26 protein-coding genes and 1 tRNA gene are annotated in these 26270 nt (G+C 71.1%); 17 read left to right on the top strand and 10 right to left on the bottom strand.

Annotation, left to right across the window (positions count from 1 at the left end; all coding sequences use genetic code 11):
* The 3 genes from M2283_RS00510 to M2283_RS00500 form a co-directional block, all read right to left on the bottom strand.
* Nucleotides 1-1404, bottom strand: coding sequence for a glutamine synthetase family protein (locus M2283_RS00510; RefSeq protein WP_280873881.1), 1404 nt, complete (start codon nt 1402-1404; stop codon nt 1-3).
* Between the two features lie 39 nt (nt 1405-1443).
* The gene (locus M2283_RS00505; protein ID WP_280873880.1) at nt 1444-2256 is read right to left on the bottom strand and encodes an SAM-dependent methyltransferase; all 813 of its coding nucleotides are present in this window, start codon (nt 2254-2256) and stop codon (nt 1444-1446) included.
* Nucleotides 2257-2358: 102 nt separating this feature from the next.
* Complete coding sequence (locus M2283_RS00500) at nt 2359-3186, bottom strand: hypothetical protein (RefSeq protein WP_280873879.1); 828 nt, start codon at nt 3184-3186, stop codon at nt 2359-2361.
* Nucleotides 3187-3507: 321 nt separating this feature from the next.
* Here M2283_RS00500 and M2283_RS00495 point away from each other — a divergent pair, with 321 nt between their 5' ends.
* The 9 genes from M2283_RS00495 (at nt 3508) to M2283_RS00455 (ending at nt 12829) form a co-directional block, all read left to right on the top strand.
* Nucleotides 3508-4935 (top strand): cytochrome P450, encoded by a 1428-nt coding sequence (locus M2283_RS00495; protein WP_280873878.1) that lies wholly within the window; start codon nt 3508-3510, stop codon nt 4933-4935.
* 83 nt (nt 4936-5018) lie between these two features.
* Nucleotides 5019-5888 (top strand): Cof-type HAD-IIB family hydrolase, encoded by an 870-nt coding sequence (locus M2283_RS00490; RefSeq protein ID WP_280873877.1) that lies wholly within the window; start codon nt 5019-5021, stop codon nt 5886-5888.
* 11 nt (nt 5889-5899) lie between these two features.
* Nucleotides 5900-6559 (top strand): helix-turn-helix domain-containing protein, encoded by a 660-nt coding sequence (locus M2283_RS00485; protein WP_280873876.1) that lies wholly within the window; start codon nt 5900-5902, stop codon nt 6557-6559.
* A 45-nt stretch (nt 6560-6604) separates the two neighbouring features.
* A complete protein-coding gene (locus M2283_RS00480; RefSeq protein ID WP_280873875.1) occupies nt 6605-7942 on the top strand; it encodes a M24 family metallopeptidase in 1338 nt (445 codons plus the stop codon).
* Complete coding sequence (locus tag M2283_RS00475; protein ID WP_280873874.1) at nt 7942-8919, top strand: thiamine pyrophosphate-dependent dehydrogenase E1 component subunit alpha; 978 nt, start codon at nt 7942-7944, stop codon at nt 8917-8919. The genes M2283_RS00480 and M2283_RS00475 overlap by 1 nt, the downstream gene beginning before the upstream one ends.
* A complete protein-coding gene (locus M2283_RS00470) occupies nt 8907-9887 on the top strand; it encodes an alpha-ketoacid dehydrogenase subunit beta (protein WP_280873873.1) in 981 nt (326 codons plus the stop codon). The genes M2283_RS00475 and M2283_RS00470 overlap by 13 nt, the downstream gene beginning before the upstream one ends.
* A 31-nt stretch (nt 9888-9918) precedes the next feature.
* Nucleotides 9919-11271 (top strand): amidohydrolase family protein, encoded by a 1353-nt coding sequence (locus tag M2283_RS00465; RefSeq protein ID WP_280873872.1) that lies wholly within the window; start codon nt 9919-9921, stop codon nt 11269-11271.
* Nucleotides 11268-12143 (top strand): cupin domain-containing protein, encoded by an 876-nt coding sequence (locus M2283_RS00460; protein WP_280873871.1) that lies wholly within the window; start codon nt 11268-11270, stop codon nt 12141-12143. The genes M2283_RS00465 and M2283_RS00460 overlap by 4 nt, the downstream gene beginning before the upstream one ends.
* On the top strand, nt 12140-12829 hold the full coding sequence (locus M2283_RS00455; protein WP_280873870.1) for an SDR family NAD(P)-dependent oxidoreductase: 690 nt from the start codon (nt 12140-12142) through the stop codon (nt 12827-12829). Before M2283_RS00460 ends, M2283_RS00455 begins: the two co-directional genes overlap by 4 nt.
* Before the next feature lie 40 nt (nt 12830-12869).
* On the opposite strand, the gene M2283_RS00450 is transcribed toward M2283_RS00455, so the two are convergent.
* Nucleotides 12870-13352, bottom strand: a complete 483-nt coding sequence (locus M2283_RS00450) for a Dps family protein (protein WP_280873869.1) — start codon at nt 13350-13352, stop codon at nt 12870-12872.
* 118 nt (nt 13353-13470) lie between these two features.
* Nucleotides 13471-14286, bottom strand: coding sequence for an alpha/beta fold hydrolase (locus M2283_RS00445; protein WP_280873868.1), 816 nt, complete (start codon nt 14284-14286; stop codon nt 13471-13473).
* Between the two features lie 213 nt (nt 14287-14499).
* Here M2283_RS00445 and M2283_RS00440 point away from each other — a divergent pair, with 213 nt between their 5' ends.
* From M2283_RS00440 to ykgO, 4 genes are all read left to right on the top strand, one after another.
* Entirely contained in the window at nt 14500-15273 is a 774-nt protein-coding gene (locus M2283_RS00440; RefSeq protein WP_280873867.1) for a sulfite exporter TauE/SafE family protein, read from the top strand.
* Nucleotides 15274-15397: 124 nt separating this feature from the next.
* Nucleotides 15398-15562, top strand: coding sequence for a 50S ribosomal protein L33 (gene rpmG, locus M2283_RS00435; protein WP_124002108.1), 165 nt, complete (start codon nt 15398-15400; stop codon nt 15560-15562).
* 83 nt (nt 15563-15645) lie between these two features.
* Nucleotides 15646-15906 carry a type B 50S ribosomal protein L31 gene (locus tag M2283_RS00430; RefSeq protein ID WP_280873866.1) on the top strand — a complete coding sequence of 87 codons (261 nt, stop codon included), beginning with the start codon at nt 15646-15648 and terminating at the stop codon, nt 15904-15906.
* 36 nt (nt 15907-15942) lie between these two features.
* Entirely contained in the window at nt 15943-16065 is a 123-nt protein-coding gene (ykgO, locus tag M2283_RS00425) for a type B 50S ribosomal protein L36 (RefSeq protein ID WP_248775818.1), read from the top strand.
* Between the two features lie 88 nt (nt 16066-16153).
* Here the strand turns inward: ykgO and M2283_RS00420 are convergent, their stop codons facing one another.
* Nucleotides 16154-17593, bottom strand: coding sequence for a hypothetical protein (locus tag M2283_RS00420; protein ID WP_432423003.1), 1440 nt, complete (start codon nt 17591-17593; stop codon nt 16154-16156).
* 172 nt (nt 17594-17765) lie between these two features.
* On the opposite strand from M2283_RS00420, the gene M2283_RS00415 reads away from it, so the two are divergent.
* Nucleotides 17766-18512, top strand: coding sequence for a cobalt-precorrin-6A reductase (locus M2283_RS00415; RefSeq protein WP_280873864.1), 747 nt, complete (start codon nt 17766-17768; stop codon nt 18510-18512).
* A 76-nt stretch (nt 18513-18588) separates the two neighbouring features.
* Here M2283_RS00415 and M2283_RS00410 read toward each other — a convergent pair whose 3' ends face one another.
* The 3 genes from M2283_RS00410 to M2283_RS00400 form a co-directional block, all read right to left on the bottom strand.
* Nucleotides 18589-20667, bottom strand: a complete 2079-nt coding sequence (locus M2283_RS00410) for an MDR family MFS transporter (protein ID WP_280873863.1) — start codon at nt 20665-20667, stop codon at nt 18589-18591.
* A 97-nt stretch (nt 20668-20764) separates the two neighbouring features.
* A complete protein-coding gene (cobF, locus tag M2283_RS00405; RefSeq protein WP_280873862.1) occupies nt 20765-21538 on the bottom strand; it encodes a precorrin-6A synthase (deacetylating) in 774 nt (257 codons plus the stop codon).
* 68 nt (nt 21539-21606) lie between these two features.
* A complete protein-coding gene (locus M2283_RS00400) occupies nt 21607-22140 on the bottom strand; it encodes a DUF309 domain-containing protein (RefSeq protein WP_280873861.1) in 534 nt (177 codons plus the stop codon).
* Between the two features lie 99 nt (nt 22141-22239).
* On the opposite strand from M2283_RS00400, the gene M2283_RS00395 reads away from it, so the two are divergent.
* The 3 genes from M2283_RS00395 (at nt 22240) to M2283_RS00385 (ending at nt 24480) form a co-directional block, all read left to right on the top strand.
* Nucleotides 22240-22313, top strand: a tRNA-Pro gene (locus M2283_RS00395).
* Nucleotides 22314-22368: 55 nt separating this feature from the next.
* Complete coding sequence (locus M2283_RS00390; RefSeq protein ID WP_280873860.1) at nt 22369-23364, top strand: alpha/beta hydrolase; 996 nt, start codon at nt 22369-22371, stop codon at nt 23362-23364.
* A 198-nt stretch (nt 23365-23562) separates the two neighbouring features.
* Nucleotides 23563-24480, top strand: coding sequence for an NADP-dependent oxidoreductase (locus M2283_RS00385; protein WP_280874667.1), 918 nt, complete (start codon nt 23563-23565; stop codon nt 24478-24480).
* Between the two features lie 77 nt (nt 24481-24557).
* On the opposite strand, the gene M2283_RS00380 is transcribed toward M2283_RS00385, so the two are convergent.
* The gene (locus M2283_RS00380; protein WP_280873859.1) at nt 24558-26120 is read right to left on the bottom strand and encodes a glycoside hydrolase family 30 protein; all 1563 of its coding nucleotides are present in this window, start codon (nt 26118-26120) and stop codon (nt 24558-24560) included.
* Nucleotides 26121-26270: the final 150 nt, after the last annotated feature.

Here is a 26270-nt window from a genome sequence, read left to right as displayed (position 1 = left end):
TCAGTACTTCCAGCGGTAGGTGGCCGCCACCCGGTCGTCGTCCAGCCCGTCCACGGCGGCGATCTCGCCGAGGCGTACGGCGATCACCGCGTCCGCGAGGACCGGCCCCAGCGCGGCCCGCAACAGCTCGTCCTTGCGGAACTCCTCGACCGACTCGGCGAGCGAGACCGGCAGTCGGCGCACACCCCGGGCCGCCGCTTCCTCGGGGTCGAGACGGGCCGGATCTCCGGTGATCTCCTGAGGCAACGGCGCCGACGAGGCGAGACCGTCCAGTCCGGCCGCGATGACACCGGCGAACGCGAGATACGGGTTGGCGGCCAGGTCGACCGGCTTCACCTCCAGGTTGGCGGCCTGCTCGCGCAGGCCCGCCGTGCCGGTGACGACACGCACCGCGGCCTCCCGGGTCTCGCGGCCCCAGGCGGTGAACACCCCGGCCCACTGGGAGGGCTTGAGGCGCAGATAACTGGCGGGGCTCGGGGCGCTCAGTGCGGTGAGCGCCGGGAGCCGGCCGAGGACTCCGGCCACGAAGGACTCGGCGTCGGCCGTCATGCCGTACCGGCCCTCGCCCCCCGCGTGCAGGTTGACGCCGTCGCGCCAGGCGGAGAGGTGGAGGTGACCGCCGTTGCCGACACCCTCGGCGAAGACCGCGGGCGCGAACGAGACGACCAGCCCGTGCCGCCCCGCCACCGCCCGGATCGTCTGCCGGACCAGGACGCTGCGGTCGGCCGCGGCTACCGGGTCGAGCGCGCCCACCGAGACCTCGAACTGCCCGGCCGCGTACTCGGGATGGAGCTGCTCGACGTCCACGCCCTGCGCCGCGAACGCCGCCAGCAGGTCGGCGGTGTAGTCGCTGAGCTCGACCTGCCGGATCGCTCCGTACGCCGGGCCCGTGAGCGCCGGCGCGAACTCGCCGGTGGCGGACGGGCCTTGGCCGACGGCCCACTCGACCTCGACGGCGGCCTTGAAGGTGATGCCGTGCCGCTCGGCCGCCTCGGTGACGGTCCGGCGCAACACCGTACGACCGCACCCCGGATGCGGCTCGCCCTCCTGCGTGATCCGGTCGACCGGCGCCCAGGCCCAGCCGGGTTGCCCGGCCAGTACGGTCAGTTGGTCGAGGTCGGGGTACAGGCGCAGATCGCCGTCGGGGGAGCCGAGGACGTCGGTGGTGACGATGGAGTCGTTGGCGAGGAACGTGTCGAACACCGGGGACATGCCCACGCCCCAGGCCGCGGCGGAGGCGAGCTTCGCCGTCGGGACCGTCTTCACCCGGCCGATGCCCGCGGTGTCGACGTAGGCGAGGACGATCCCGTGCACCCCGCGCCCGGCCAGTTCGCCGCTCAGCGCGGTGGCCCGCTCGACGTCACCGGGGCGCCCGCCGGGGACGGGATCGGCAAGGGTGGTCATACGTTCTCCTCGACGGGTCGACCGGTGTGCTGGCCCGCGTCAGGGTTTCACGGCGATCGCGCCGAACTGCGGTACCACGGCGGGGGAGTCGGCCTCGGGACGCCAGCGCGAGCACGACACCAGGCCCGGCTCCAGGAGATCGAGGCCCTCGAAGAACGAGGCGACGTCCGCGCCGCCGCGGGCCGTGATCGGCGGCGTGGCGTTCTCGTTCCAGAACTTCATCGCCGGGATCTGGCCCTCGCCGCCGAGTTCGGCGTCGAAGGTCGGGTGGGTGAGGACCAGGAAGCTGCCCGAGGGGACCGTGGCCATGATCCGCCGGGCGATGTCCCGGGCCGCCTCGGTGTCGAGGACGAAGTTCAGGATGCCGAGCATCATCACGGCGACGGGCTCGGTGAAGTCCAGGGTCCCGGCGGCGCGTTCGAGGATCGCCTCCGGGTCGTGCACGTCGGCGTCGATGTAGTCGGTGCCGCCCTGGTCGGTGCCGGTCAGCAGGGTGCGGGCGTGGGCGAGCACGATCGGGTCGTTGTCGACGTAGACGATCCGTGACTCGGGCGCGATCCGCTGGGCGATCCCGTGCGTGTTGTCGGCGGTCGGCAGTCCGGTGCCGATGTCGAGGAACTGCCGCACCCCGCGCTCCTCCGTCAGGAACCGCACCGCCCTCTGCAGGAACCAGCGGTCCGCGCGGGCGATCTCCCGGATGATCGGGAACATCCCGGCGACCTGCTCGCCGACCTGCTGGTCGACCGCGTAGTTGTCCTTGCCGCCGATCCAGTAGTTCCACACGCGCGCGTTGTGCGCCACACCGGTGTTCAGCCTGGCCGGTCCGCCCGACGGGGTGTGGCTCTCACTCACGACTCTGCTCCTCCTCGCACCGCCTGCCGCCTTCGTCGCCATTGTGCCGCGCGGTGATCACGGTGTCCCGGGAATCGGGGACCAGGGAGCGGGGAACCGTCCTCAGTCGTCGTTGCCGGGGTCCGCGGCGGGCGTCTTCCCGGCCAGGACGTCCTTCAACCGCGGAGTGCCCTCCTTCACCGCGTCCTCGGCGGAGTCGGACTCGTCCCCGTCGAGGCCGCCGGCGGTGACGGTGATCGCGTCGTCACCGACGCGTACGGCCATGACGTCCAGGGTGAGCGTGGCGGCCGTGCCGTTCGTGGTGCCCTGCACCGTCACCCGCAGCCCCCGCCGGGCGTCGCCCTCCTTCGGCACCGAGGTCTCGATCACCTGGACCGTCCGCTTCCCGTCCTTGGCGTCGGTCGCGGTGAACTGGTCGCACTTGTCCGGCAGGCTCCCCAGCCAGGTCAGGGAGGCGGCCAGCGGGGCCCGGTCGTAGGCGGCGACCTGGTAGAGGAGACGGGAGTCGTCCTGCTCGAAGCCGGTGAGCGCGGACGCGCCCGCGGGCCTGCCCAGCAGATCGTCGTCGTAGAGGCCGTCGAGGAGCTTCTGGCAGTCGGCGGCGTTCGTCTTCGCGGTGAGGAGGTTCGCCACGTCGACCTTGCCGACGAGCAGCTTGTTCCGCCAGGTCGCCGCGTCGTCGACCTTCGTCCAGTCGTCCTCGATGTCCGCCTCGGTGATCAGCGCGGCCCGCGCCCCGGTCCCGGTCAGCCGGGCCGGCGCGGTGGACGTCCGCGCTGCCAGCGGGGAGGCGGCCCGGGCCTCGTCGGTGACGTCCGAGGCGCTGGAGCCGCCGTCGCCGTCGTCCGAGCAGGCCGCGGTGGTCAGCAGCGTGCCCGCGGCCAGCGCGGTGGCGAACGCACGGACGGGGAGGGACGCACGACGGGTCATGGCGGGTGCCTCCTGGAAGGGTCGGGTCTCCCCTCAGCGCACCACCGGGCCCACCGGCCCACCAGCGCACCGGACCGTACGGGTGACGCCCGAGCGGTCGCGGATGCGGGTCGGAGGCGCAGGTCACCGCGTGACCCGAACACCCCACCTGAGCCGTCCGCCGGACCTTGTCGCCCTGTCCGCCAAAGCCCGCCCGCCGACGACTGGTTGACGACATCACGATCGGCTACCGGTGAGTACCCCCACAGGTGACACGTGGGACGCCTGGGGTAACGTCCCCCGCGTCCGCAGGCCGGCGGTGTCGAAGGGGGCGGCTGACGCATGGAGATCCACCTGGCCGACGAAGGGGGCGCGGTGTCCGACGGTCCGCGCCTGGAGGCCCTGGCCCCCGAACCCCTGCTGACCCGTGACTACGAGACCCGCCCCGCGCTCGTCTACGAGCGGCTGCGCGACCTGCACGGCCCGGTGGCGCCGGTCGACCTGCTGGGCGTGCCCGCCTGGCTCGTGCTCGGCTACCGGGAGTCGCTCCAGGTGCTCCAGGACGACGCAGGCTGGCCGAAGGGCCTGGAGAACTGGCGGGCCCGCTCGGAGGGCCAGGTGCCCGCCGACTGGCCGCTCGGTCCGTCCCTTGAGGTCAACCACGTACTGATCCAGGGCGGCCCCGGCTATCCCGCGCTGCGCACCGCCTGGGACACCGCGCTCCGGCCCTTCCAGGACCCGCGCAACCCGCAGGCGAAGCGGCTCAAGGCGGCCGTCACCGGCTACGCCGACGAACTGATCACCCTGCTCGGGCAGGGCGGCGACACGGGCTCGGCCGACCTGTCCGCCCAGTTCTCCCGGCCGCTCCCGCTGATGGCGGCGAGTCACCTGCTCGGCTTCCCCGGCTCCCAGGGCGACGACGCCCTGATGGACATGTGGCGGGTGCTCGACGCAGGACCGGACGCGGAACCGGCCCTCGACCGGCTGCTGCACACGCTCAAGGAACTGGCCGCCTCGAAGATCGCGCGGCCCGCGGACGACTTCCCCTCCCACCTGGTGGCCGCCCACCCGGACCTCTCGGTCGACGAGCTGGCCCGGGAGCTGTTCATGCTGCTCGGCATGACCTCCGACCACGTCGGCATCCTCATCTCCAACACCGTCGTCGAGGTCATCTCCGGGGACGCCGACGGCGGGGTGCGCACCGCGCTGTCCGCCGGGATGGTCCGGGAGACCATGAACCGCGTGGTCATGCGCAAGCCGCCGCTGGTCAACTTCGTACCGAGGTTCGCCGCCGCGGACACGCGGCTCGGCCGGTACACCATCCACGCCGGCGACCCCGTGTGGGTCTCCTCCGCCGCCGCGCACGCCGATCCCCTCTTCGCCGACAGGACGGCACCCGGCACCTCCACCATCAGCAGCCGCGCCCACCTGTCCTGGGGCGCGGGCCGTCGCCAGTGCCCCGCCCGCGAGCTGGCCTCGACGATCGCGGCGGCCGGCGTCGGCCGCCTCTTCGAACGGTTCTCGAACCTCGAACTCGCCCTCCCCGTCGACCAACTGCCCTGGCGCTCCTCGCCGTTCATGCGCGGACTGCGCTCGCTGCCGGTCCGCTACGAACTGTCCGCTCCGGTCTCGTCGTACCCGCCGCCGCGCATGGCGGGCGCATCAGGTGCATCGGGTGTGCCGGACGCGCCAGACGGTCCCGACCAGAGCGCCAAGCGCAGGTCCTCACTGTGGCGGTATCTCACCGGACTCATCAGGTCGGGCGGCTGACCTGGGCGTCGACCGGCTCACGTAGGGTGGAGAAGCCGTCCGGACCGGGCGGCGGTGCCGTCCACCCCCACCGGAAGCAGGTCATGTCCTCCGCCCCCGCGCCCCTCGCCACCGACCTCCCCACCGGCCCCGCGGACATCCGGCTGATCGTCACCGACATGGACGGCACGCTCCTGGACGACGCCAAGCGGATGCCGTCCGGCCTCTGGGCGACCCTGGCCGAGCTGCGCCGGCGCGATGTGCTGTTCAGCCCGGCGAGCGGCCGCCAATACGCCACACTGGCGCGGGAGTTCGCCGAGGTGGCCGAGGGCATGGCGTTCATCGCGGAGAACGGCACCTATGTCGTGCGCGACGGCGTGGAGCTCGCCTCGGACCCGCTGACGCCCGGCGTGGTCGCCGAACTGGTGCGGACGGTACGGCAGTCGGTGGCCGACGGCGTGGACGTGGGGGCCGTGGTCTGCGGCAAGCGGTCCGCCTACGTCGAGCGGACGGACGAGCCCTTCTTGGCCCAGGTGCGCCCGTACTACGTCGAGCACCGGATCGTCGAGGACGCCACCGTGTTCGACGACGACGTCCTCAAGGTCGCCCTCTTCGACTTCGGCTCGGCCGCGCGGACCACCGCCCCGGCCCTCACCCGGTTCACCACGACCCACCAGGTCGTCGTCTCCGGCGAGCACTGGGTCGACGTCATGAACCCCACCGCCAACAAGGGCACCGCCCTGCGCCGCCTCCAGCGCGAACTGGGCATCACCCCCGCGCAGACCATGGTCTTCGGCGACTACCTCAACGACCTGGAGATGGTGGACGCCGCCGAGTGGTCCTTCGCCATGGCCAACGCCCACCCGGACGTCATCGCCAGGGCCCGCTACATAGCGCCGTCCAACAACGACAACGGCGTTCTGCGCACGATCGCGCACGTACTGTTCAATGGAGCTGCACACGTTCGGTCGTGAGGGGAGTGATCGTGTCTCCTGCCGCAGCGCCGCCCATGGGTGCCCGTATCCGGCGGGCGCGCCAAGCGAAGGGCATGGGTCTGCGTGCCCTGGCGCGGGAGATCGGTGTCTCCGCGAGCCTGGTCTCGCAGATCGAGACCGGCAAGAGCCAGCCGTCCGTGAGCACGCTGTACGCGATCACCACGGCTCTCGGGATCTCGATCGAGTCGCTCTTCGACGGCCGCGACGACATCGGTGCCTCCGCTCAGGTCGCCGCATCGGCAACGGCTTCCGCGATCCCCGGCACCGTCCTGCACGCCCTCGCCGCCTTCGCCGCCGACCCCGGCCGCCGCATCGGCCCGCTGGTCACCCCGGATGAACGGGAGACGCTGGAGCTGGACTCGGGCGTCGTGTGGGAGCGACTCGGCCATGTGCCCGGCGTGGACGTCGACTTCCTCCAGGTGACCTATCGGCCCGGCGGCTCCTCCTCCAGCTCCGGCGGCCTCATGCGGCACGCGGGCACCGAGTACGGCTGTCTGACCTCCGGCGAACTCGTCCTGACGCTCGGCTTCGACGAGTACACACTGGGCCCGGGCGACGCCGTGTGCTTCGAGTCGACGACCCCGCACCGCTACCGCAACGACGGCGAGGAGCCCGCCATCGGTGTCTGGTTCGTGTTCAGTAACACTTGACACTTCCGCGGTCCGGTCGTTCACTCCGAAGCAGGGGTGGTCGCCATGACGATCCGCACATTCGGACCCAACGCCGTCGACTGGGAAGAGCGCATCGACCTGGACCGGCTCCGCGGTGAGCGGCTGGCCCGGCTGCACGAGTCCCTGAACCGCTCCTCGCTCGGCGCGGTGCTCAGCTTCGACTTCGCCAACATCCGCTACATGACCGCCACGCACATCGGCACCTGGGCGATGGACAAGCTGATCCGCTTCGCGCTGCTGGTGCGCGGCGGTGAGCCGATCGTCTGGGACTTCGGATCCGCCGCCCGCCACCACCAGCTCTACAACCCGTGGTTGGACTACAGCGACGGCAAGGACGGTCCGCCCACCGGTGCCCGCGCCGGCATCTCCACCCTGCGCGGCGCCTTCCACCCGGACGCGGGCATCGCCGAGGACGTGGCCGCCAAGATCGCCAACGAGCTGCGCGAACACGGCCTGGCGGGCGAGCCGCTCGGCATCGACGTGGCCGAGATGCCGGTACTGGCCGCCCTGCGCGCAGAGGGCATCGATGTCGTCGACGGCCAACAGGTCTTCCTGGAGGCCCGCCGAACCAAGACCCGCGACGAGATATCCCTGCTCACCCAGGCCTGCGCGATGGTCGACGCGGCCTACGAGGAGCTGTACGGATTTCTGCGGCCCGGGGTGCGCGAGAACGAGTGCGTGGGACTGGTCAGCAAGGTCCTCTACGACCTCGGCAGCGAGTACGTCGAAGGCGTCAACGCCATATCGGGAGAACGCTGTTCACCCCACCCGCACGTCTACAGCGACCGACTGATCCGCCCCGGCGACCCCGCCTTCTTCGACATCCTGCACAGCCACCTCGGCTACCGCACCTGCTACTACCGCACCTTCGCCGTCGGCAGCGCCTCCGGTGCCCAGCGGGACGCGTACGTCCGCTGCCGGGAGTACATGGACCGGGCCATCGCCCTGGTCCGGCCCGGCGCCACCACCGCCGACATCGTCCAAGTCTGGCCGCGTGCCGAGGAGTTCGGGTTCGCCGACGAGACGGCGGCCTTCGCGCTGCAGTACGGCCACGGGGTCGGCCTGTCGATCTGGGAGAAGCCCATCTTCAGCCGGCTCGTCTCCCTCGACCACCCCGAAGTCCTCCAAGAGGGCATGGTGTTCGCCCTGGAGACCTACTGGCCCGCCGCCGACGGCTGGTCCGCGGCTCGTATCGAGGAGGAGATGGTCGTCACCGCCGACGGGTGCGAGGTCATCACCAAGTTCCCGGCCGAGGAACTGCTGGTCGCGGGCCGCAAGTACTGGACCGTCGGCGGTGAGCTCAACACCCGGCGCGAGTCGCAGTCCCACCTCAACACCGGCTTCGCGGACGGGACGCGCTGATGGACGCGGCCGAACTCCTCACCCGGTACGAGCAGATGGCCGTCATCCGCCGCACCGAGCGGGCCGCCCACGACCTGTTCCTGTCCGGCCTGGTCAAGGGCACCACCCATCTCGCCGCCGGACACGAGGCGATCGCCGTCGGCGCGAGCGCCGCCCTGCGCGACGACGACTACGTCTTCGCCACCTACCGCGGCCACCACCACGCGATGGCCCGGGGCGCCACGCCCGAGGAGTGCCTGGCCGAACTCATGAGCCGGGCCACGGGGTTGTGCGGGGGCAAGGGCGGCTCCATGCACCTCACCAAGGCGTCCACCGGCATGCTCGGCTCCTACGCGATCGTCGGCGCCCACCTCCCGATGGCGGTCGGCGCCGCCTGGTCGGCCCGCATGCGCGGCACCGGACAGCTGGCGGTCGCCTTCTTCGGCGACGGCGCCACCAACATCGGCGCCTTCCACGAGGCGCTCAACCTGGCCGCCGTATGGAAGCTGCCCGTGCTGTTCGTCTGCGAGAACAACCTCTACATGGAGTACACCCCGATCGCCGACGTCACGGCGGTGGCCCGCCCCGCGGCCGACCGGGCGTCCGCCTACGGGCTGCCCGGCGAGACCGTCGACGGCAATGACGTGGTCGCCGTCCGGGACGCGGTCGCCCGTCTCGCGCGGCGGGCCCGGGCAGGAGACGGGCCCGCCCTGCTGGAGGCCGAGACCTACCGGCACTTCGGGCACAGCCGTGCCGACCCGGCCGCCTACCGTCCGGCCGAGGAGGTCGAACGGTGGCTCAAGCACGACCCGTTGGACCTCGCACGCGGCCGGCTGGTCGAACTGGGCGTGGCCGAGGAGAGGGTCTCCGAGGCCGACGCACGCGCGCGTGACGTCGTGGCGCGGGCGGTCGAGGCGGCGAAGGCGGCGCCCGCGCCGGATCCGGGCACGGCGCTGACCGACGTATGGGCGGACGGGGGTGCCGCATGGCGGACGTGATCAGCTACCGGGAGGCGGTCGCCGAGGGCATCGCGCGCGAGATGCGCCGGGACCCGGCCGTCGTGTGCCTGGGGGAGGACATCGGGGCGGCCGGCGGGGTGTTCAAGACGACCGCCGGACTGTTCGAGGAGTTCGGGCCCGAGCGGGTGTGGGACACGCCGATCTCCGAACAGGCCATCGTGGGCGCGGCGATGGGCGCCGCGATGACCGGCATGCGGCCGGTCGCCGAGATCATGTTCTCCGACTTCCTGGCCTGTTGCTGGGACTACCTCGCCAACGAGATACCCAAGGTGCGGTACATGACGGGCGGTCAGGTCACCGTGCCGCTCGTCGTGCGCACCGCCAACGGCGGCGGCCTCGGCTTCGGCGCGCAGCACTCGCAGGCCACCGAGAACTGGGCGTTCACCGTCCCGGGCCTGAAGATCGCGGCACCGGCCACGCCCGCCGACGTCGTCGGCATGATGGCCGCGGCGATCCGCAGCGACGACCCGGTCGTCTTCTTCGAGCACAAGGGGCTGCTCGCGAGCAAAGGGGCGCCCGCGCCGCCCGGGCACCTCGTCGAACTGGGCCGCGCCGCCGTCGTCCGCGAAGGCGCCGACGTGACGTTGGTCGCCCTCGCCTCGATGGTGCGGGTGGCGCTGAAGGCGGCGGAACTCCTCGCGGCCGAGGGCATCGAGGCCGAAGTGATCGACCTGCGCTGCCTGGTGCCCCTGGACACCGCCACCGTCCTCGCCTCCCTCGGCCGGACCTCGCGGCTCGTCACCGTCGAGGAGAACCCGTACCAGGGCGGCTGGGGCGCCACGCTCGTGTCCGTCGTCGCCGACGAGGGGTTCGGCCTGCTGGACGCGCCGGTGCGCCGGGTGGCGGGGGAGTGCGTCCCGCTGCCGTTCGCGGACGCGCTGGAGGAGCGGGTCATCCCCACCGTCGACAAGGTCGTGGCGGCGGTCCGCCACCTCGCCGCCTACTGAGAATCCCCGACCTTCCCTGGGAGGAAGCGCGATGACCGATCGACTGCTCCTGCGCGCGGGCCACATCGTCTCCATGGACCCCGACATCGGGGACCTGCCCGAGGGGGACGTCCTGATCGAGGACGGCCAAATCGCCGCCGTGCAGCGGGAGATCAGCGCCGACGCCGAGATCCTCGACATGACCGGCCGCATCCTGATCCCCGGCTTCGTCGACACCCACCGGCACACCTGGGAGGCCTCGATCCGGGGCGTCGCCCCGAACGCCACCCTGGACGACTACTTCGTCGACATCCTCGACACCTTCGCCCCGCTCTACACCCCCGAGGACGTGTACGCGGCCAACCTCGCCGGCACCCTGGAATGCCTCAACGCCGGCATCACCACCCTCGTCGACTGGTCCCACATCAACAACACACCCGAGCACCCGGACGCCGCGATCCAGGCCCTCGCCGAGACCGGCATCCGCGCCCAGTACGCGTACGGCAGCGCCAACACCTCACTCGCCGACTACTGGTTCGAGAGCAAGATCGCCATCCCCGGCGACGATGTGCGGCGCATCCGCGACGCCCACTTCCCCTCCGACGACGGCCTGTTGACCATGGGCCTCGCCACCCGGGGCCCCGGCTTCTGCGTCAACGACGTCGTCACCGCCGAGTGGGCCCTCGCCCGCGACCTCGGCATCCCGATCACCGTGCACGTGGCGATGGGCCGCATGGCCGGCCGCTTCGGCATGGTCCAACAACTCCACGACCTGGGCCTGTTGGGCCCGGACACCACCTACGTCCACTGCTGCTACCTCAGCGACGAGGAGTGGCGGATGGTCGCCGACAGCGGCGGTACGGTGTCCATCGCGCCGCAGGTGGAGACGCAGATGGGGCACGGCTGGCCGCCCGTGATGAAGGCGATCGAGTACGGGCTGCGGCCCTCGCTGAGCATCGACGTCGTGACCACCGTGCCCGGCGACATGTTCACCCAGATCCGCGCGGCCTTCGGTGCCGAGCGGGCGCGCGTCAACGCCGCGAGCTGGCAGGCCGATGTGCCGGTGCCGGACACGATGTTGACGGCGCGTCAGATGTTGGAGGCGGCGACGCTGAGCGGCGCGCATGTCGCGGGACTGGAACACCGCACCGGTTCCCTGACCCCCGGCAAGCGCGCCGACGTCGTCGCCATCGACGCCACCGCGCTGAACGTCGCTCCGGTGCACGACGCGGTCACCGCGGTGACGCTGTCGGCCGACGTGTCCAACGTCGAGACCGTCATCGTCGACGGCGTGGTCCACAAGCGCGACGGCAGGCTGACAGCCGACGTCGCACGCGCCCGCAGGCTCGTCGAGGAGTCCCGCGACCGCCTTCTCGCGGCGAAGGAGGCGAAGTCGGCGGCATGACGAGGCACTTGGTGCGCAGGGCCGCCGACGCGCCCGAACTCCCTTACGACGTCCACGGACACCGGCGCCGCACGCTGGTCGGCGAGGACGACGGGAGCGTCCACACCGGCTTCGGCGTCTGCCAACTCCGGCCCGACGGTGCGGTGTCGGCGCATGTGCACTCCTACGAGGAGAGCTTCCACGTGCTCGACGGGACCGTGGCCCTTGACGTGCCCGAGGGCTCGTACCTCCTCGAAGAGGGTGACTACGGCCTCCTCCCGGCCGGTGTCCCGCACGCCTGGCGCGGCGCCGGGGACACCGCCGCCCGCTGGGCCGACATGCTGGCCCCGGTCCCGCGGGCGCGCTACGGCCACGACACCCAGTCCGTGCCCGCGCTGCCCGCCCGCGACCCTGTCCGTATCGACGTCCGCGACCCGCGCACCCGCTCCTTCGGCCACTTCGAACCGGCGCAGATGGACCCGGGGAAACAGTCCCAGGACCTCCTCGCGGTCTCGGCGAGCATGCGTACCGCGCTGCTGGTCTACAGCGGCATCACCGTGAAGATGATGGTCGACGGCGATCTCGGCGCGGTCGCCTCGACGATGTTCATGGTGCAGTACGCGCCCGACGGCGTCGCCGGCAGCCACGACCACCCCTTCGAGGAGACGTATCTGTTCCTGGAGGGGGAGGCGGAGGCGGTCTTCGACGGCGAGCGGTACCGTCTGGGGCCGGGCGACTGCGCCTGGGCGGGCGCCGGTTGTGTGCACGGCTTCGCCAACGCGGGCCAGGGGCCGCTGCGTTGGCTGGAGACGCAGGCACCGCAGCCGCCGTCCCGCCACTCCTACCGTTTCACCCGCGACTGGGACTACCTGAGAGAGGCCTTGGACCCATGAGCAGTGTGCTCGTCGTCGGCGGTACGTCCGGGATCGGCCGCGAGTTCGCCCGCGTCCGCGCGGAACGGGGTGACGAGGTCGTCCTCACCGGCCGTGACGCCCACCGCGCCGACACCGTAGCCAAGGAGATCGGCGCCCGCGGCCTCGCCCTCGATCTGTCCCGACCGCAGGAGATCGCCGGGGCGTTGGCCGATGTCGGACACGTCGACCACCTGGTGCTCGCCGGCGTCTCCCGCGACGAGAACCGGGTCACCGACTACGACATCGCCGCCGCCCTGCACCTCGTCACCCTCAAACTCGTCGGCTACACCGAGGTCGTGCACGTGGTGCGCCCGCGCATGGACGACGAGGGCGCGATCGTCCTCTTCGGCGGCCAGGCGAAGGAACGCCCGTACCCCGGCGCGACGACCGTGGCGACCGTCAACGCGGGGATACGGGGCCTGGTGCACACCCTCGCCGTCGAACTCGCCCCGATCCGCGTCAACGCCGTCCACCCGGGCGTCGTAGGAGACAGCCCCTACTGGCGGGCGAAGCCGGAGGAGGTCCTGGCCGGTCTGCGGGCCAAGACCCCGACCGGTCAACTCGCTACGGTGGCCGACGTGGTGGACGCCACGGACTTCCTGCTGCGCAACCGGTCGGTCAACGCGGTGGAGCTGAGCGTGGACGGAGGGTGGCTACTGGGGTGAGCGCGGGTCTTCAGCAGGCGTACTCGACCGCTGGGGTCCGTCAGTTGTCGCGCGGCCAGTTCTCCGCCTCGAACATCCACCGCTGCTTCTCCAGCTCGGCGGTGATCGAGATCAGCAGGTCCTGGGTGACCGGGTCGGGCTCGTCGGTCGCGGCGATGCGCTCACGCAGCCGGCCGATCGCCGTCCCCAGCGATTCCACCATCATCCCCACGACCTCGGTGTCCTGCACCCAGCCGTCCTTGGGACTCGGCAGCGTGAAGGCGGCCGCGATCGTCTCGGGGCGGCCGTCCGGCGAGATCCCGAGGGCCGCCGCGCGCTCCGCCACCGTGTCGGAGTAGGCGCGGGCGGTGTCGACCACCTCGTCCAGTTGCAGATGGATCGAGCGGAACCGCGGGCCCACGATGTTCCAGTGCGCCTGCTTGCCGATCAGTGAGATCCCGAGCAGATCCACCAGGGTGCCCTGCAGTGCGTCTCCGGCGATCCCGCGCGCCGGTTCGGGAAGCGTGCTCTTGATCTCGGTCATGCGTGCCTCTCCTTCTGGCGTCGTCCGCCGCTGTGTGGAGCGGCGGCGGCGATCTGCCCTGCGCGACCGCTCCTGGGGCGCGGGTGCCCGGAGTGAATCGGTGCAAACACGGCGTGGGTCAGCGGGGAGCCAGGACCCCGTCCAGGAAACGGGTCAGGTCGGCGAAGACCTCCGCCCGGTTGGTCTCGTGGAAGACCTCGTGCCGAGCACCGGCGTAGATGCGGGAGGTGAGGAGGCCGGAGCCGCGGAGTTCCTCGACGCCGACGCGGCTCCCGGCGAGCGGGACGAGCCGGTCGTCGTCCCCGTGCAGCCACAGCAGCGGCAGCCGGCCCACGGCACCGCTCTTGGACACGGTCTCCAGGGTGCGCGCGAACGCCTCCACCGTCGGCCGCTTCATCGGCCCGTGCCAGACCAGCGGATTCGCCGCGTACGCCGCCCCGACGGCGGGATCCCGGGAGAGCGCCGCCGGGCTGATCGGCGTGTCGGGGATCACGTCGTGGGCCAGCAGCCGCCCCGGCAGCGTCCAGTCGCCGATCACCGGCCCGGACAGCACGAGCGCGGCGAGCTCCTCGCCGTACCGCTGGGTGCAGCGGGCCGCGATCAGGCCGCCCATGGAGTGCCCGACCAGGACGACGGGTACGCCGGGGTACGCGGACCGGGCCAGGTCCGCCACGGCGTGCGCGTCGGTGACCACGTCCTCGAAGTCCTCGATCAGCACCCGCTCGCCCGCCGACCTGCCATGCCCGGCGTGGTCGGGCCCGAACACGACCCCGCCGTGCCCCACCAGCACTCCGGCCAGTTCCTCGTACCGCCCGATGTGCTCGCCGTACCCGTGCAGCACGAGGGCGATGTACCGGGGGCGCGTTCCGGGCCACTCGCTGACGACGATCCTGCCCTTGACGCCGTCCAGGACGTGCTCGCGGACGTCGGCCATGTCTCCTCCAGCTGCGTCGGCGAAGGTCCCGTGGGGATCTTCTCAGGGGTGGAGCGGAGGTCCACAGTCCGATACCGGCATTCCCGATACCCGGGGCGAGTGGTGAGAGGGTCGCGGGCGCGGCCGTGAGCCCGGCCGTGGTCACCGGTACGGACCATCCAGCGAGACGCTCCTTACGTCGGCCGTATACGTGCGCATAGCATCGGTGCTCGCATGAACACGATGACGCTCTGGCACATAACCGGCTGGGAGTTCGCCGCCCTCGCCGCGGCGGCTCTCCTCGTCGGCTTCTCGAAGACCGCGGTGAGCGGGGCCAACACGGTGAGCCTCGCGATCTTCGCGGCGGTCCTGCCCGCCCGCGCCTCCACCGGCGTACTCCTGCCGATCCTGATCGCCGGCGACGTGCTCGCGGTGATGACCTATCGGCGGCACGCCCACTGGCCGACGCTGTGGCGGCTGTTCCCGGCGGTCGCGGCGGGCGTGGTCGCCGGCACCTTGTTCCTGGTCTGGGCCGACGACCAGATCGTACGGACGTCGATCGGCGCGATCCTGCTGCTGATGGCCGGGGTGACGGTCTGGCGGCGGCGCACCGCGGAGTCCGACGCGGAACCGGACTCGGTGGCGACCAGGTCCGGCCGGATCAAGGCCCGCTCGTACGGCGTCCTCGGCGGCTTCACCACGATGGTCGCGAACGCGGGCGGTCCGGTGATGTCGATGTACCTGCTGTCCGCGGGCTTCCGCAAGCTGGGCTTCCTCGGGACCTCGGCCTTCTTCTTCCTGATCGTCAACGTCACCAAGGTGCCCTTCAGCGCCGGACTCGGTCTGATCGACGGCAACTCGCTGCTCCTTGACGCGGCACTCGTGGCATTCGTCGTGCCCGGTGCGTTGTTCGGCAAATGGGCTGTGAACCGAATCAACCAGCGACTCTTCGAACAACTCGTGATCGCGGCGACGGTCGTCGGAGGGCTTCAGCTGCTGCTGCGCTGACCCGACACCCGCCCGGCGACCTGCGCCGACGGCTCGGGAATGCGAAGGGGGGAGGCGTTGTTGGACAGGCTGTGATTGACATGCTCGGATCAGAGATCCGGAGTGTGGGCGAAGGGAGGACTTCATGGCACGCAGCAAGGCGCGTCCCGTGGTCACGCTGAGGTCGACGGCCGGAACCGGCATCACCTACGTGACCCGCAAGAACCGCCAGAACGACCCCGACCGGCTGGTCCTGCGCAAGTACGACCCGGTCGCGGCGGCGCACGTCGAGTTCCGCGAGACCCGCTGAACAACGGCTTGCCCGCGCGGCAGGAGCGGTGCGTCGAGCAGCACGCTCGACGCGCCGCCCGGCGTCCCCAGGAAGGAAATCCCATGAAGGCCCGCATCCACCCCGACACCCGGCTCGTCGTCTTCCGTGACCGTGCCGCGGACGTCTCGTTCCTGACCCGTTCCACCGCCCACTCGGCCAAGACGATCGAGTGGCAGGACGGCGGGACGTACCCCCTGATCGACGTCGAGATCTCCTCGGCGTCCCACCCCTTCTACACCGGCAACACCCGGGTCGTGGACACCGCCGGCCGCGTGGAGCGCTTCGAGCGCCGCTACGGCCGTGCGACCGCTACCCAGCGCTGACCTCGAATCGGCGCGTGTGACGAGGAGAGCAGAACCATGAAGGTACGCAATTCCCTGCGTTCGCTGAAGTCCAAGCCCGGCGCCCAGGTGGTCCGCCGACGGGGCGTGGTCTTCGTGATCAACAAGAAGGACCCCCGCTTCAAGGCCCGCCAGGGCTGACGACGGTACGGAGACGAAGTGGCCCCCCACGCACCTGCATGGGGGGCCACTCGCACGTCAGCACGTCAGCACGTCGGCTCGTCACAGCTCAGGGCGCGATCCCGACCCCCGGGATCCTGCTCCACGCCTTCTCCTGCGCCGCCGTCATCGCGGGCCACCGCAGCCCGCCCGGTCGCGGCCGCACGCGCGTGGCGTACGCGGCGGGGCGGAACCCGGGATCGTAGAAGCAGCCGGTGGCGTACGTCCGGTCGAAGGCGGCGCACGAGCCCGCGATCGACCGAGCCGTCGGCCGCTTGCCCGTCCGCACCCAACGGTCCAGCACCGAGATGTCGTTGGCGTACTCGGAGTCGCTCAGCGCACTGTGCTCCGACTCCCGGGTGAACGTCTGCACCAGGTACCGCTCCCGGCCGGCGCCCTCGGCCGTCGCCCGATAGGCCGCCTCGTGCTCCACGAACGCCGTCGGGTCGTCGATCGCGTGCATCGTCAGCACCGGGATCGACACCTTGCCGGTGAGATCACTGTCGTAGGACAGATCCCGTACGGCGGTAGGGTCCGCGGCGAACCGCTCGACGCCCGCGTTCAACGCCTTGTCGTCGTGCGAACCGGTGTACCGGACGCCCTTGTTGGAGAACGGGTTCCGGCCGCCGAGCCGGTCGCGGACGATGTCCCGGAAGGTGAACGTCGCGAACCGCAGATGCGACTCCAGCGTGCGCTCGGGGAGGCGGGTGACGGCGAGGATGTCGTCGAGGTTGCGCTGCTGCAGCGCGGTCCGCTCGGCGGCCGGCGAGTCGACTCCCGTGCACTCCTGGAGGCGTGCGCGCAGCCCGGCGGACGTCATCGTCGAGTCGGCACGCAGGCCCTGCCAGAGCGGGTACTGCGGCTCGGTCGGGCGGGGGTGGTTCTGGCAGTAGTACTGATAGACCACGCGCAGGTCGACGCGGTAGTCGTAACCCCGGGACCCGCCGCCGAGGACCCCGCTGGTGAGCAGCGCCCCGTCGTACCGCCCACGGGTCTTGCCGTACGTCTCGACGACCTTGGCGGCGACGTCCCCGCCCCACGACTGGCCGTGCACATACGTCCGCCGGGGCTTCCCGAACTCCCCGACGAACAACCGGCGTACGTTCTCGGTGTCCTCCGTGGCCATCCGGGTGCCGTAGCCGCCGCGCCGGTACGACGAGCCCGCCCAGGCGTACCCCTCGTCCACCATCACCGACCAGCGCGTCAGGTCGTCGACGCTGCGCTGCGGATCGGAGCTGGTGCCGAGGTCGGGGCCGCCGTGGGCGTGGACGACGAGGGAGCCGTTCCAGTCCTCGGGGACGGCGATGGCGTAGTAGGCGCCGTTCTTGTCCTGGCCGGTGTAGCAGGTGGCCTTGCCGACCAGTTCGGCCGGACAGGTCGCGGTCGCCGGGCGCGGGGCGTCCGCCCGGGCCGTCGGGGCTCCGCCGAGGGTGCCCAGAAGCGCGACCGCCGCACAGCCGACCACTCCCGCTCGACGCCATTCCCGTGCGCGCGTTCTCCAACCGTCCAAGGCGGCCCTCCTTGTCCATGCCGACGCGACGTTGCGTCTTGCGCGGCGATGCTAAGGAGGGAGTGGGCCGGGGAGCCATGGCGGAGATCGTTCTGTTCATAGTGTTCGGTGGGTCGACCGCGTCGGCGTCCCGGTGCGGCCTCCCCGTGGGCGGCCTCGTACGCTCGCTCCCATGTCCCCCCACGTCCTGATCCTCGGCGGCACCACCGAGGCCCGCGAGCTGGCCGCCGCCCTCGCGGCACGCCCCGGCGTGCGGGTCACGACGTCGTTGGCGGGGCGCGTGGCGCGGCCGGGTGTGCTGGACGGGGAGGTGCGGATCGGGGGGTTCGGCGGGGCGGCGGGGTTGGCCGACTGGCTGCGCGAGCAGCACGTGGACGCCGTCGTCGACGCCACGCATCCCTTCGCCGCCGCGATCACCGAGAACGCGGCGCGGGCCGCGGCGGTGACCGGGATGCCGGCGGTGGTGCTGCGCCGCCCGGGCTGGCGGGCCGGTCCCGCGGACCGTTGGCACATGGTGGCGTCATTGCCGGATGCCGCCGACGTGCTGTCGGGGTACGGCCGACGGGTGTTCCTGACCACGGGGCGACTGGGGCTGGCGGCCTTCGCCGGATTGACGGACCGTCACTTCCTCGTGCGGTCGGTGGAGCCGCCCGAACCGCCCATGCCGCCGGCCACCCAAGTGCTGCTGGCCCGGGGGCCGTTCACGGTCGCCGACGAGAGTGCTCTGCTGCGCGAGCACCGCATCGACGTACTCGTGACGAAGGACAGCGGGGGAGAGGCGACGGCCGCCAAGCTGACGGCCGCGCGCGAACTCGGCCTGCCCGTGGTGGTCGTACGACGGCCCCCGCTGCCGGAAGGTGTGCGCGCGGTGGTCGATGTGGCGGGCGTACTGGAACGGTTGGGGCTCAACTCGCCGTGAACGGAGGGGAAGACGGGATGGACGGGATCGCCCACGCCGGTTCCGGTGGGTCGATTCGACCTCCCCGTTCGACTTCCTACTTCGGCTCGCTCGACGCCAATTCCGGCTGCTTCTGCGGCAGTCCGTTGGTCAGGTCCTCGACCAGCAGGCGCTTGGCGATGGTGTCCACCGCTGCCCGCAGGTCGGTGCCGGACGGGCGGCCGACGTCCTGTTGCACCCGCTCCTCCAGCCACTTCCCCCAGGCCTCGCCGATGACCGAGGCCTCGCGTTCGCCCGCCGGGGTGTGGGAGAGCAGATAGCCGTCGCGGGTCAGATAGCCCTCCGAGACCATGCGGTCGAAGACCGGCAGCAGTACCTCCGGCGGCAGATGCCGGCGGCCGGCGATCAGCCCGAGGCTGGCGTGGCCCACCATCCGAGAGAACAACTCGACCTGCATCACGGCCCAGGCCCCGGCGACATCCAGTCGGGTGTCGGAATCCGTCATGATCCGCCGGGCGGTGCCGAGATCCGTACTGCCGATGATCTTCCCCACGGCCGCTTCGAGCAGCCGCTGCGAGTCCCCGCCGCGCGGCGACGCGAACCCTTCGCCCATGTCGGTGGATCCGGCCCGGGCGCTGTCGCGCAGTTGGACCTGTTTGAGGAACAGGGCGACCACGAACCCGACGGCCGCGACGGGCACGGTCCACAGGAAGACCGTCTGGATGGTGTCCGCGTAGGCGTTGATGATCGGCGTGGCCGCCGCCGAGGGCAGTTCGTGGAGGCCCTCCGGGCTGGTCGCCGCCTTGGTCAGGGTGGCCGGATCCGCGCCACCGGTCCGCGCCGCTTCGGCGACCCCGTCGGCGAGGTTCGGCTTGAGGGAGTTGGTGTAGATCGTGCCGAACACGGCGGTGCCGAAGGAACTGCCCAGCGTACGGAAGAAGGTGACGCCCGAGGTGGCGGTGCCGAGGTCGGTGTAGTCGACGGTGTTCTGCACGGCGATCGTCAGGACCTGCATGGACAGGCCGATCCCGGTGCCGAGCACGAACATGTACAGCGACTCCAGCCAGACCCCGCTGGACGGCCCCATGAGGGACATCAGGTACAGGCCGACGCCCATCACCAGGGAGCCGACGATGGGGAAGTAGCGGTACTGCCCGGTCTTGCTGACCACGTTGCCGCTGAAGATGGACGCGATCAGCAGCCCGATGATCATCGGCAGGGTCCGTACGCCGGAGATCGTGGCCGAGTCGCCGTCGACGTACTGCAGATAGGTCGGCAGATACGTCATCGCGCCGAGCATCGCGAAGCCGACGACGAAGCTGAGGATCGAGCAGACCGTGAACACCGGGTTGGCGAACAGCCGCATGGGCAGCATCGCTTCCTTGGCCCCGGTCTCCACCCAGCAGAACAGGCCCAGTGCGATGGTGCCGCCCACGAACAGCGTGATGATGGTCGCCGAACCCCACGCGTACTCGTTGCCGCCCCAACTGGTCGCCAGGATCAGCGCGCTCGCGCCGATCGCGACGAGCGCGATGCCCAGATAGTCGATGACGGGCCGGGACACCGACTTCACCACCGGGATGGTGCGGGCGGCCGCGGCCACCACGAGGATCGCGATCGGCACGTTGACGTAGAACGCCCAGCGCCAGGTCAGGTGGTCGGTGAACAGGCCGCCGAGCAGCGGTCCGATGACCGTGGCCACGCCGAACACCGCGCCGATCGCGCCCTGGTACTTGCCGCGTTCGCGCAGCGGGATGACGTCGGCGATCAGCGCCATGGCGGTCACCATGAGGCCACCGGCACCGATGCCCTGGACCGCCCGCCAGGCGATCAGCAGCGTCATGTTGGTGGCGAGACCGCACAGGAACGAGCCCGTGATGAAGACGATCGCCGAGACCTGGAAGACCACCTTGCGGCCGAACAGGTCGCCGAACTTGCCGACCAGCACGGTCGACACGGTCTCCGCGAGCAGGTACGCGGTCACCACCCAGGACATGTGCTCCGCGCCGCCCAGGTCCGACACGATCGTCGGCAGGGCCGTGCCCACGATCGTCTGGTCCAGGGCCGCCAGCAGCATGCCCAGCATGATCGTGACGAACACGACGTTGCGGCGGCGCGCGTCCAGCACCGGCGGCTGCGAGGCGGCGGGCGGTGCGGTGTCCTCGGTCACTGTCACGAGGTCACGATCGCACCGGGAAGTTACGCACGCACGCGATGCCGGTCCGCGCGGGTGGCAAAACGCGCCAATCGCGTCGCCGGCCGCACCACCGGCCTCACCGCCGGTCGGGATTCCGGCGCAGCAGATACGTGTCCATGATCCAGCCCTTGCGCTCCCTGGCCTCGGCCCGCAGCCGCTCGATCCGCGGACCGGCTTCGGCGATCGGACCGGAGGCGAGGATCTCGTCCGGGGTGCCTATGTACGCGCCCCAGTAGATGTCGATGTCCTGGTCGACGTACCGCCGAAAGGCCTGGTGCGCGTCGAGCATCACCACGACATCGTCCACCCCCTCCGGGAAACTCTCGGCGAGCCGCCGCCCGGTGGTGATCTGGACCGACCCGGCGACCCGGTTGAGCCCCGTCCGATGCCGGGCGACCAGCGCGGAGACGCTGCTGATCCCGGGCACGACGTCGTACTCGAAGGCCACCTCGCCCCGCTCCAGGATCTCCTCCAGGATCCCGAGCGTGCTGTCGTACAGCGCGGGATCCCCCCACACCAGGAACGCGCCGCTCTCCTCATCGCCCAGCTCCTCGGCGATGAGCCGCTGGTAGATGGCGGCACGGGCACTGCGCCAGTCCCCGACGGCGGGGGAGTACGCCGTACCCCCGGCGGCGCGGTCCCGCTCCGGATCGCGGGCCTCCACGACCCGGTACGACCCCTGCGGTATGTGCGCGTCGAGCATGTCCCGGCGGAGCTGCGTGAGGTCGCTCTTCACCTCGCCCTTGTCCAGGACGAAGAACACGTCCGTGCTCCGCAACGCCCTGACCGCCTGCAGGGTCAACTGGTCGGGGTCGCCCGCGCCGATACCGATGACATGAATCTTTCGCACGTCGTCGAGTCTGCCGCACGCCACTGACATCGCGTGCACCGCGTCCGCGCGGGGACCTGCGAGGACACCTACCCCCGCAACCGGGGCGCCCGCACCCCCGCGTCCACGTTCCCGCCGCCCGCCTCCACGTCGTCCGCCAACTCCCGAGCCCACGCGGCCAGCCCTGCGAGATCCATCTCGTACGGCCGCTGCCGTCCCGTGTCCGAGGCCCACTCCTCCACCGCTCCGGCGCCCCGCCGCAGCAGTCGGACGCCGCCCGTGAGGTTGCCGCGCGCGGCGTGCGTGAGGCCCACCGCGAGTTGGGCCAGCCCCCGCCACAGGGCCCGCTCCTCATCCGGCCCCGACTTCCAGGCGTCCTCGAACACCTCGTGCGCGTGGAAGGGCTTGCCGGCCGAGAGCAGCTCCTGCGCCTCGACGACGGACCGTTCCGGGGGACGTACGACCCCCTCGGGCTGCCGCTCCACCCCGTCAGCCCCGTAGGGCAGGGGCCGTCCGAGGCCGTCGCGCGGCCGGGCGTTGCGCGCCCGCCCGTCGCCGTCCCGGTCGCGCCGGTCGGTGGCCCCGTCCGGCGATGTGTCGCTGCCGCGTCCCGTAGTACCCATACACCAAGTGTCCCGCGCCCCATGCCCCCTTCGGGGCGGCCCCCGGCGTGCGGTAAGGTACGGTCCGCGTGATCACGCGCTTCGACGCGTGTGTCGCACCGGGACGTGGCGCAGCTTGGTAGCGCACTTGACTGGGGGTCAAGGGGTCGCAGGTTCAAATCCTGTCGTCCCGACGGTGCGAAGGGTCTTCGCAGGCGGTAAGCCTGTGAGGGCCCTTTTTTGCGTGCGTTGGCCCGGCTTCGCGGCCAAGCCGGGCCCGCCGACCGCCGCTCGCCGCCCGACCTCGCCGACAGCACGCTGCTGGATGTCGACCCTGAACCGCAGATGTCCCTCGGTGCCGTCGAGGTGGACATCCGTAACGACATCGCCTACAAGACCGTCGAGCTGCCCGGCGGGGAGTCGTGTGAGCTGAAGTACGACATCGTGCGGCCCGCCACCGACGAGCGGCTGCCGCTGGTCGTCTACCTTCCCGGGGGCGCGTTCCTCCGCTGCAACAAGGTCATGGCGTTCGAACTGCGCAGGCACGTCGCGAAGTCCGGGTTCGTCGTCGCCGGCGTCGAGTACCGGATCACGCCCGACGGCGCCACCTACCACGACACCATCCACGACGTCCGCGCCGCCCTCGCCCATCTGCGCCTGCACGCCGACGAGTTCGGGATCGACCCCAGTGCGGTCGCCGTGTGGGGGGAGTCGGCCGGCGGTCAGGTGGCGGCGCTGACGGGTGCCACGAACGGGCTGGCCGAGTTCGCCGAGGGCTCGGACCCGTCACCGCTGGGACAGGTGCAGGCCGTGATCGACGGCTTCGGCAGCTCCGAACTCTCGGCGATCGCCGACGACTTCGAGGAGGAGGCCCAGCTCCACTACCGGCACAAGCCCACCCACTTCTCGGCCTACCTCGGCAAGCCCGGTGCGCTGCTCCCGGACATCCCCGACGCGGTGCGCGCGGCGGATCCGGCCACCTACGCGACCGCTTCGGCACCGCCGTTCCTCCTCCTGCACGGCAGCGCGGATGTGATGGTCTCCCCGTCCCAGACGCAGTACGTGCACCAGGCGCTCCTCGCCGCCGGCGCCGACACCCGCTACGTCCTGAACGGCGCCAACCACGGCGATGTCGCTTTCCTCGGGCTCGTGGGCAGCGGGCTCCCCTGGTCCTCCGCCACCACGATGGGCATCATCACCGAGTTCCTTCACCGCCATCTGGACCACACCGACATAGCGGAATAGATCCGTATAGATCCGTAGAGATTCTCATGTATCGGCATGAGACCGCCTGGCCGCGCCCAACTCCGGTAAAAGAGTCGGGTGTTCGGGAAGACAGCTCCGTTCCCGAGTCGTTGAAGGCGGTGGCGCGGTCGGTGTGTGGCCATCCGAGGCGTGACCGCCCAAAGGCTTGTCCGAGCGGGGAAGAGCGGTGATCACGCGATGCGGGCGGTGCGGTTCCACGAGTACGGCGGGATCGATGTGCTGCGGGTGGAGGAGGTGGAGCGGCCGGTGCCCGGCGCCGGGCAGGTGCTGGTCGAGGTCCGCGCGGCCGGGATCCAGCCCGGCGAGGTGATGATCCGCGAGGGCGCGCGGCACGAACGCTGGCCCTCGACGTTCCCCTCCGGGCAGGGCAGCGATCTGGCCGGCGTCGTGGTGGAGGCCGGTCCGCAGGTGCGGGGCTTCGCGGTGGGCGACGAGGTCCTGGGCTTCACCCACGACAGAGCGAGCCACGCGGAGTTCGTCGCGGTCGACGACGTACAGCTGACCTCGCGTCCGGAGGGGCTGTCCTGGGACGTGGCCGGGTCGCTGTACGTGGCCGGCACGACCGCGTACGCCACCGTGTTCGCGGTGGACCCCGGTCCGGCCGACACGGTCGTCGTGTCCGGCGCGGCGGGCGGCGTCGGATCCCTTGCCGTGCAGCTCGCGCGGCGACGCGGCGCCACGGTGATCGGGCTGGCGGGCGAGCGCAACCACGCCTGGCTGAAGGAGCGCGGTGTCGTCCCGGTCGCGTACGGGGAGGGCGTGGCCGAACGGATCCGGCAGGCTTCCGGCGGCCAGGTCGACGCGTTCATCGACACGTTCGGCGACGGATACGTCGACCTGGCGGTGGAGTTGGGCGTGCGGCCCCAGCGGATCAACACGATCCGCGACTGGCAGGCCGCGGCCAGGGTCGGGGCGCGCACCTACGGCGAAGGCGCGGCGGCGTGCGCGGTCGTGATCGGCGAGTTGGCCCGACTCGCCGCGCGCGGCGAGCTGGAGGTCACGATCGCCCGCACCTACCCATTGGAGCAAGTGCGGGACGCCTTCCGCGAGTTGGAACGGCCGCACACCCACGGCAAGATCGTGCTCCGCCCCTAGAGGTTGTCCGTACCCGGTGGGGTGGTTGGTGCCGTGGTAAGCGAGGGGCGGCCGGCCGGGTCCGGGGACGAGCGGGGTCAGCGAACCGGTCCGGCGGTGCCCTTCCAGCGGTAGGTGGCGAAGGAGCCCGCCGGTACGGTCACCACGAACTTCCGTCCGCCGACGGCGACGCGGACCGTGCGGTCGGCACCGGAGCCGTTGCCGAGGACGGCGACGTAGCTGCTCCTGCCGGACCGGTAGACCACGTTGCTCACGCCGTTCTGCGCGGCGCTGGACTCCAGGCGTACGTCACCGGGTGAGAGGTATTTCGCGAACTGCCCCATGGCGTAGAGCTCGTCGCGGACTGTGAAGTCCTTCGTGTTCGTGTTCACCTTCACCAGCCGGTCCGGCCACTTGGTGGTCGCCGCGACCTCGTCCCAGTCGATGTTGTTGTCGCGGGCGGGTGTCCAGTGCAGCGTGCCGCCGTCCTGGTCGGTGGTCTGGGCCCACAGGATGTAGGAACCGGCGTCGAGTCGGAAGTAGTCGAGGATGGTCGACGGCGACAGGTCGCTCGTCTCCGTCATCTCGACCGGCTTGCCCGTCTGCTCGTAGGCGTCGCGCATGACGGTCGGGTCGCCCCAGTAGGGGTGGAAGGCGATGGCGTCGGCGGCCTTGCGCACCTGCTCGCCCTTGACCGAGCCGTCGGGGGCGTCGTCGAAGATGCGGTGGTAGTTCTTGGTCGCGGTGCTGTTGGGGTCGCGCCAGTCCCAGAAGTTGAAGTCGTGCACGTACAGCTGCGTCTTCAGCCGGGCCGACCTGAACTCCCGCTTCATCGCCAGGGCGAGCTTCTGCTGCTGGGCGACGCTGATGTCCATGGCGGGGTAGACGACGTCCATGCCGGGCTCGTTGAGCAGGGTCAGCGCGTCGACGCGGATGCCGTGCCGGGCGTACGCCTGGACGTACTTGACGTAGTAGCGGGCGAAGGCATCGATGCAGTCGTCGCGCAACTTGCCGACCTGGTAGTAGTCGGTGGCGCTGCCCGGCTTGAGCGCGACCTCGCCGGTGAACCGGTTGTTCGTCTTCATCCACGCCGGTGCGCTCCACGCCGACGCGAAGAACGTGGCGCGCGGGTTGTAGTGCTGGATGAGCTTGATCGTGTCGATGATGTGCAGGTCGGCGTCGCGCTGGATGGAGAAGTGCTTCAGGCCGAAGTCGTCCTTGACGCCCGCGGGCAGGTCGTCCTCCGACCAGAACGGCAGGTGCTCGATCAGGTCGGGGCTGCCGATCGTCAGCCGGAACCGGTCGAGGCCGGCGCCGTGCACGGGGTCGACGAGCAGCCGCACGGCCTCTCGGCGCTTCGCGGGCGTGAGCTTCCAGAGGTTGGACACGCTTGTCTCGTCCAGGGAGAAGCCGATGCCCTCGTACTTCTGCCGCAGGGCGTTCGGGTCGGCGACGACGGTGGCGTCGACCGGTCCCGATGCGGCGCCGCCCGTCCGTACGGCCGGCAGCGACTGCCAGGCGTGTGCCGCTCCGGCGGAGAAGGTGCCGGTCACGGCCGGGCCGTGGGCGTTCCGGTCCGCGTGGGCGGCCGGACCCGTGTCGACCAGCACGGACAGCGTCGTGGCCGCGACTGCCGCCATGGTCGTGAAAGAACGTCTCACAGCTCACAACTCCCCGCTTCGGCACCATCGTTGCGGGGCGATCCAAGCAATGTCCGTAGTGTTAAGTCAAGACTTGAATAAAGAGGTGATGCCTTTCCGGCCGAGCCGTCACGGCCCGCCCGGGAGGGCACGGCGCCGGTGGCCGCCACG

This window comes from Streptomyces pseudovenezuelae (assembly GCF_029892565.1).
GTDB lineage: Bacteria > Actinomycetota > Actinomycetes > Streptomycetales > Streptomycetaceae > Streptomyces > Streptomyces pseudovenezuelae_A.
This window is presented reverse-complemented; position numbering and strand designations above follow the sequence as displayed.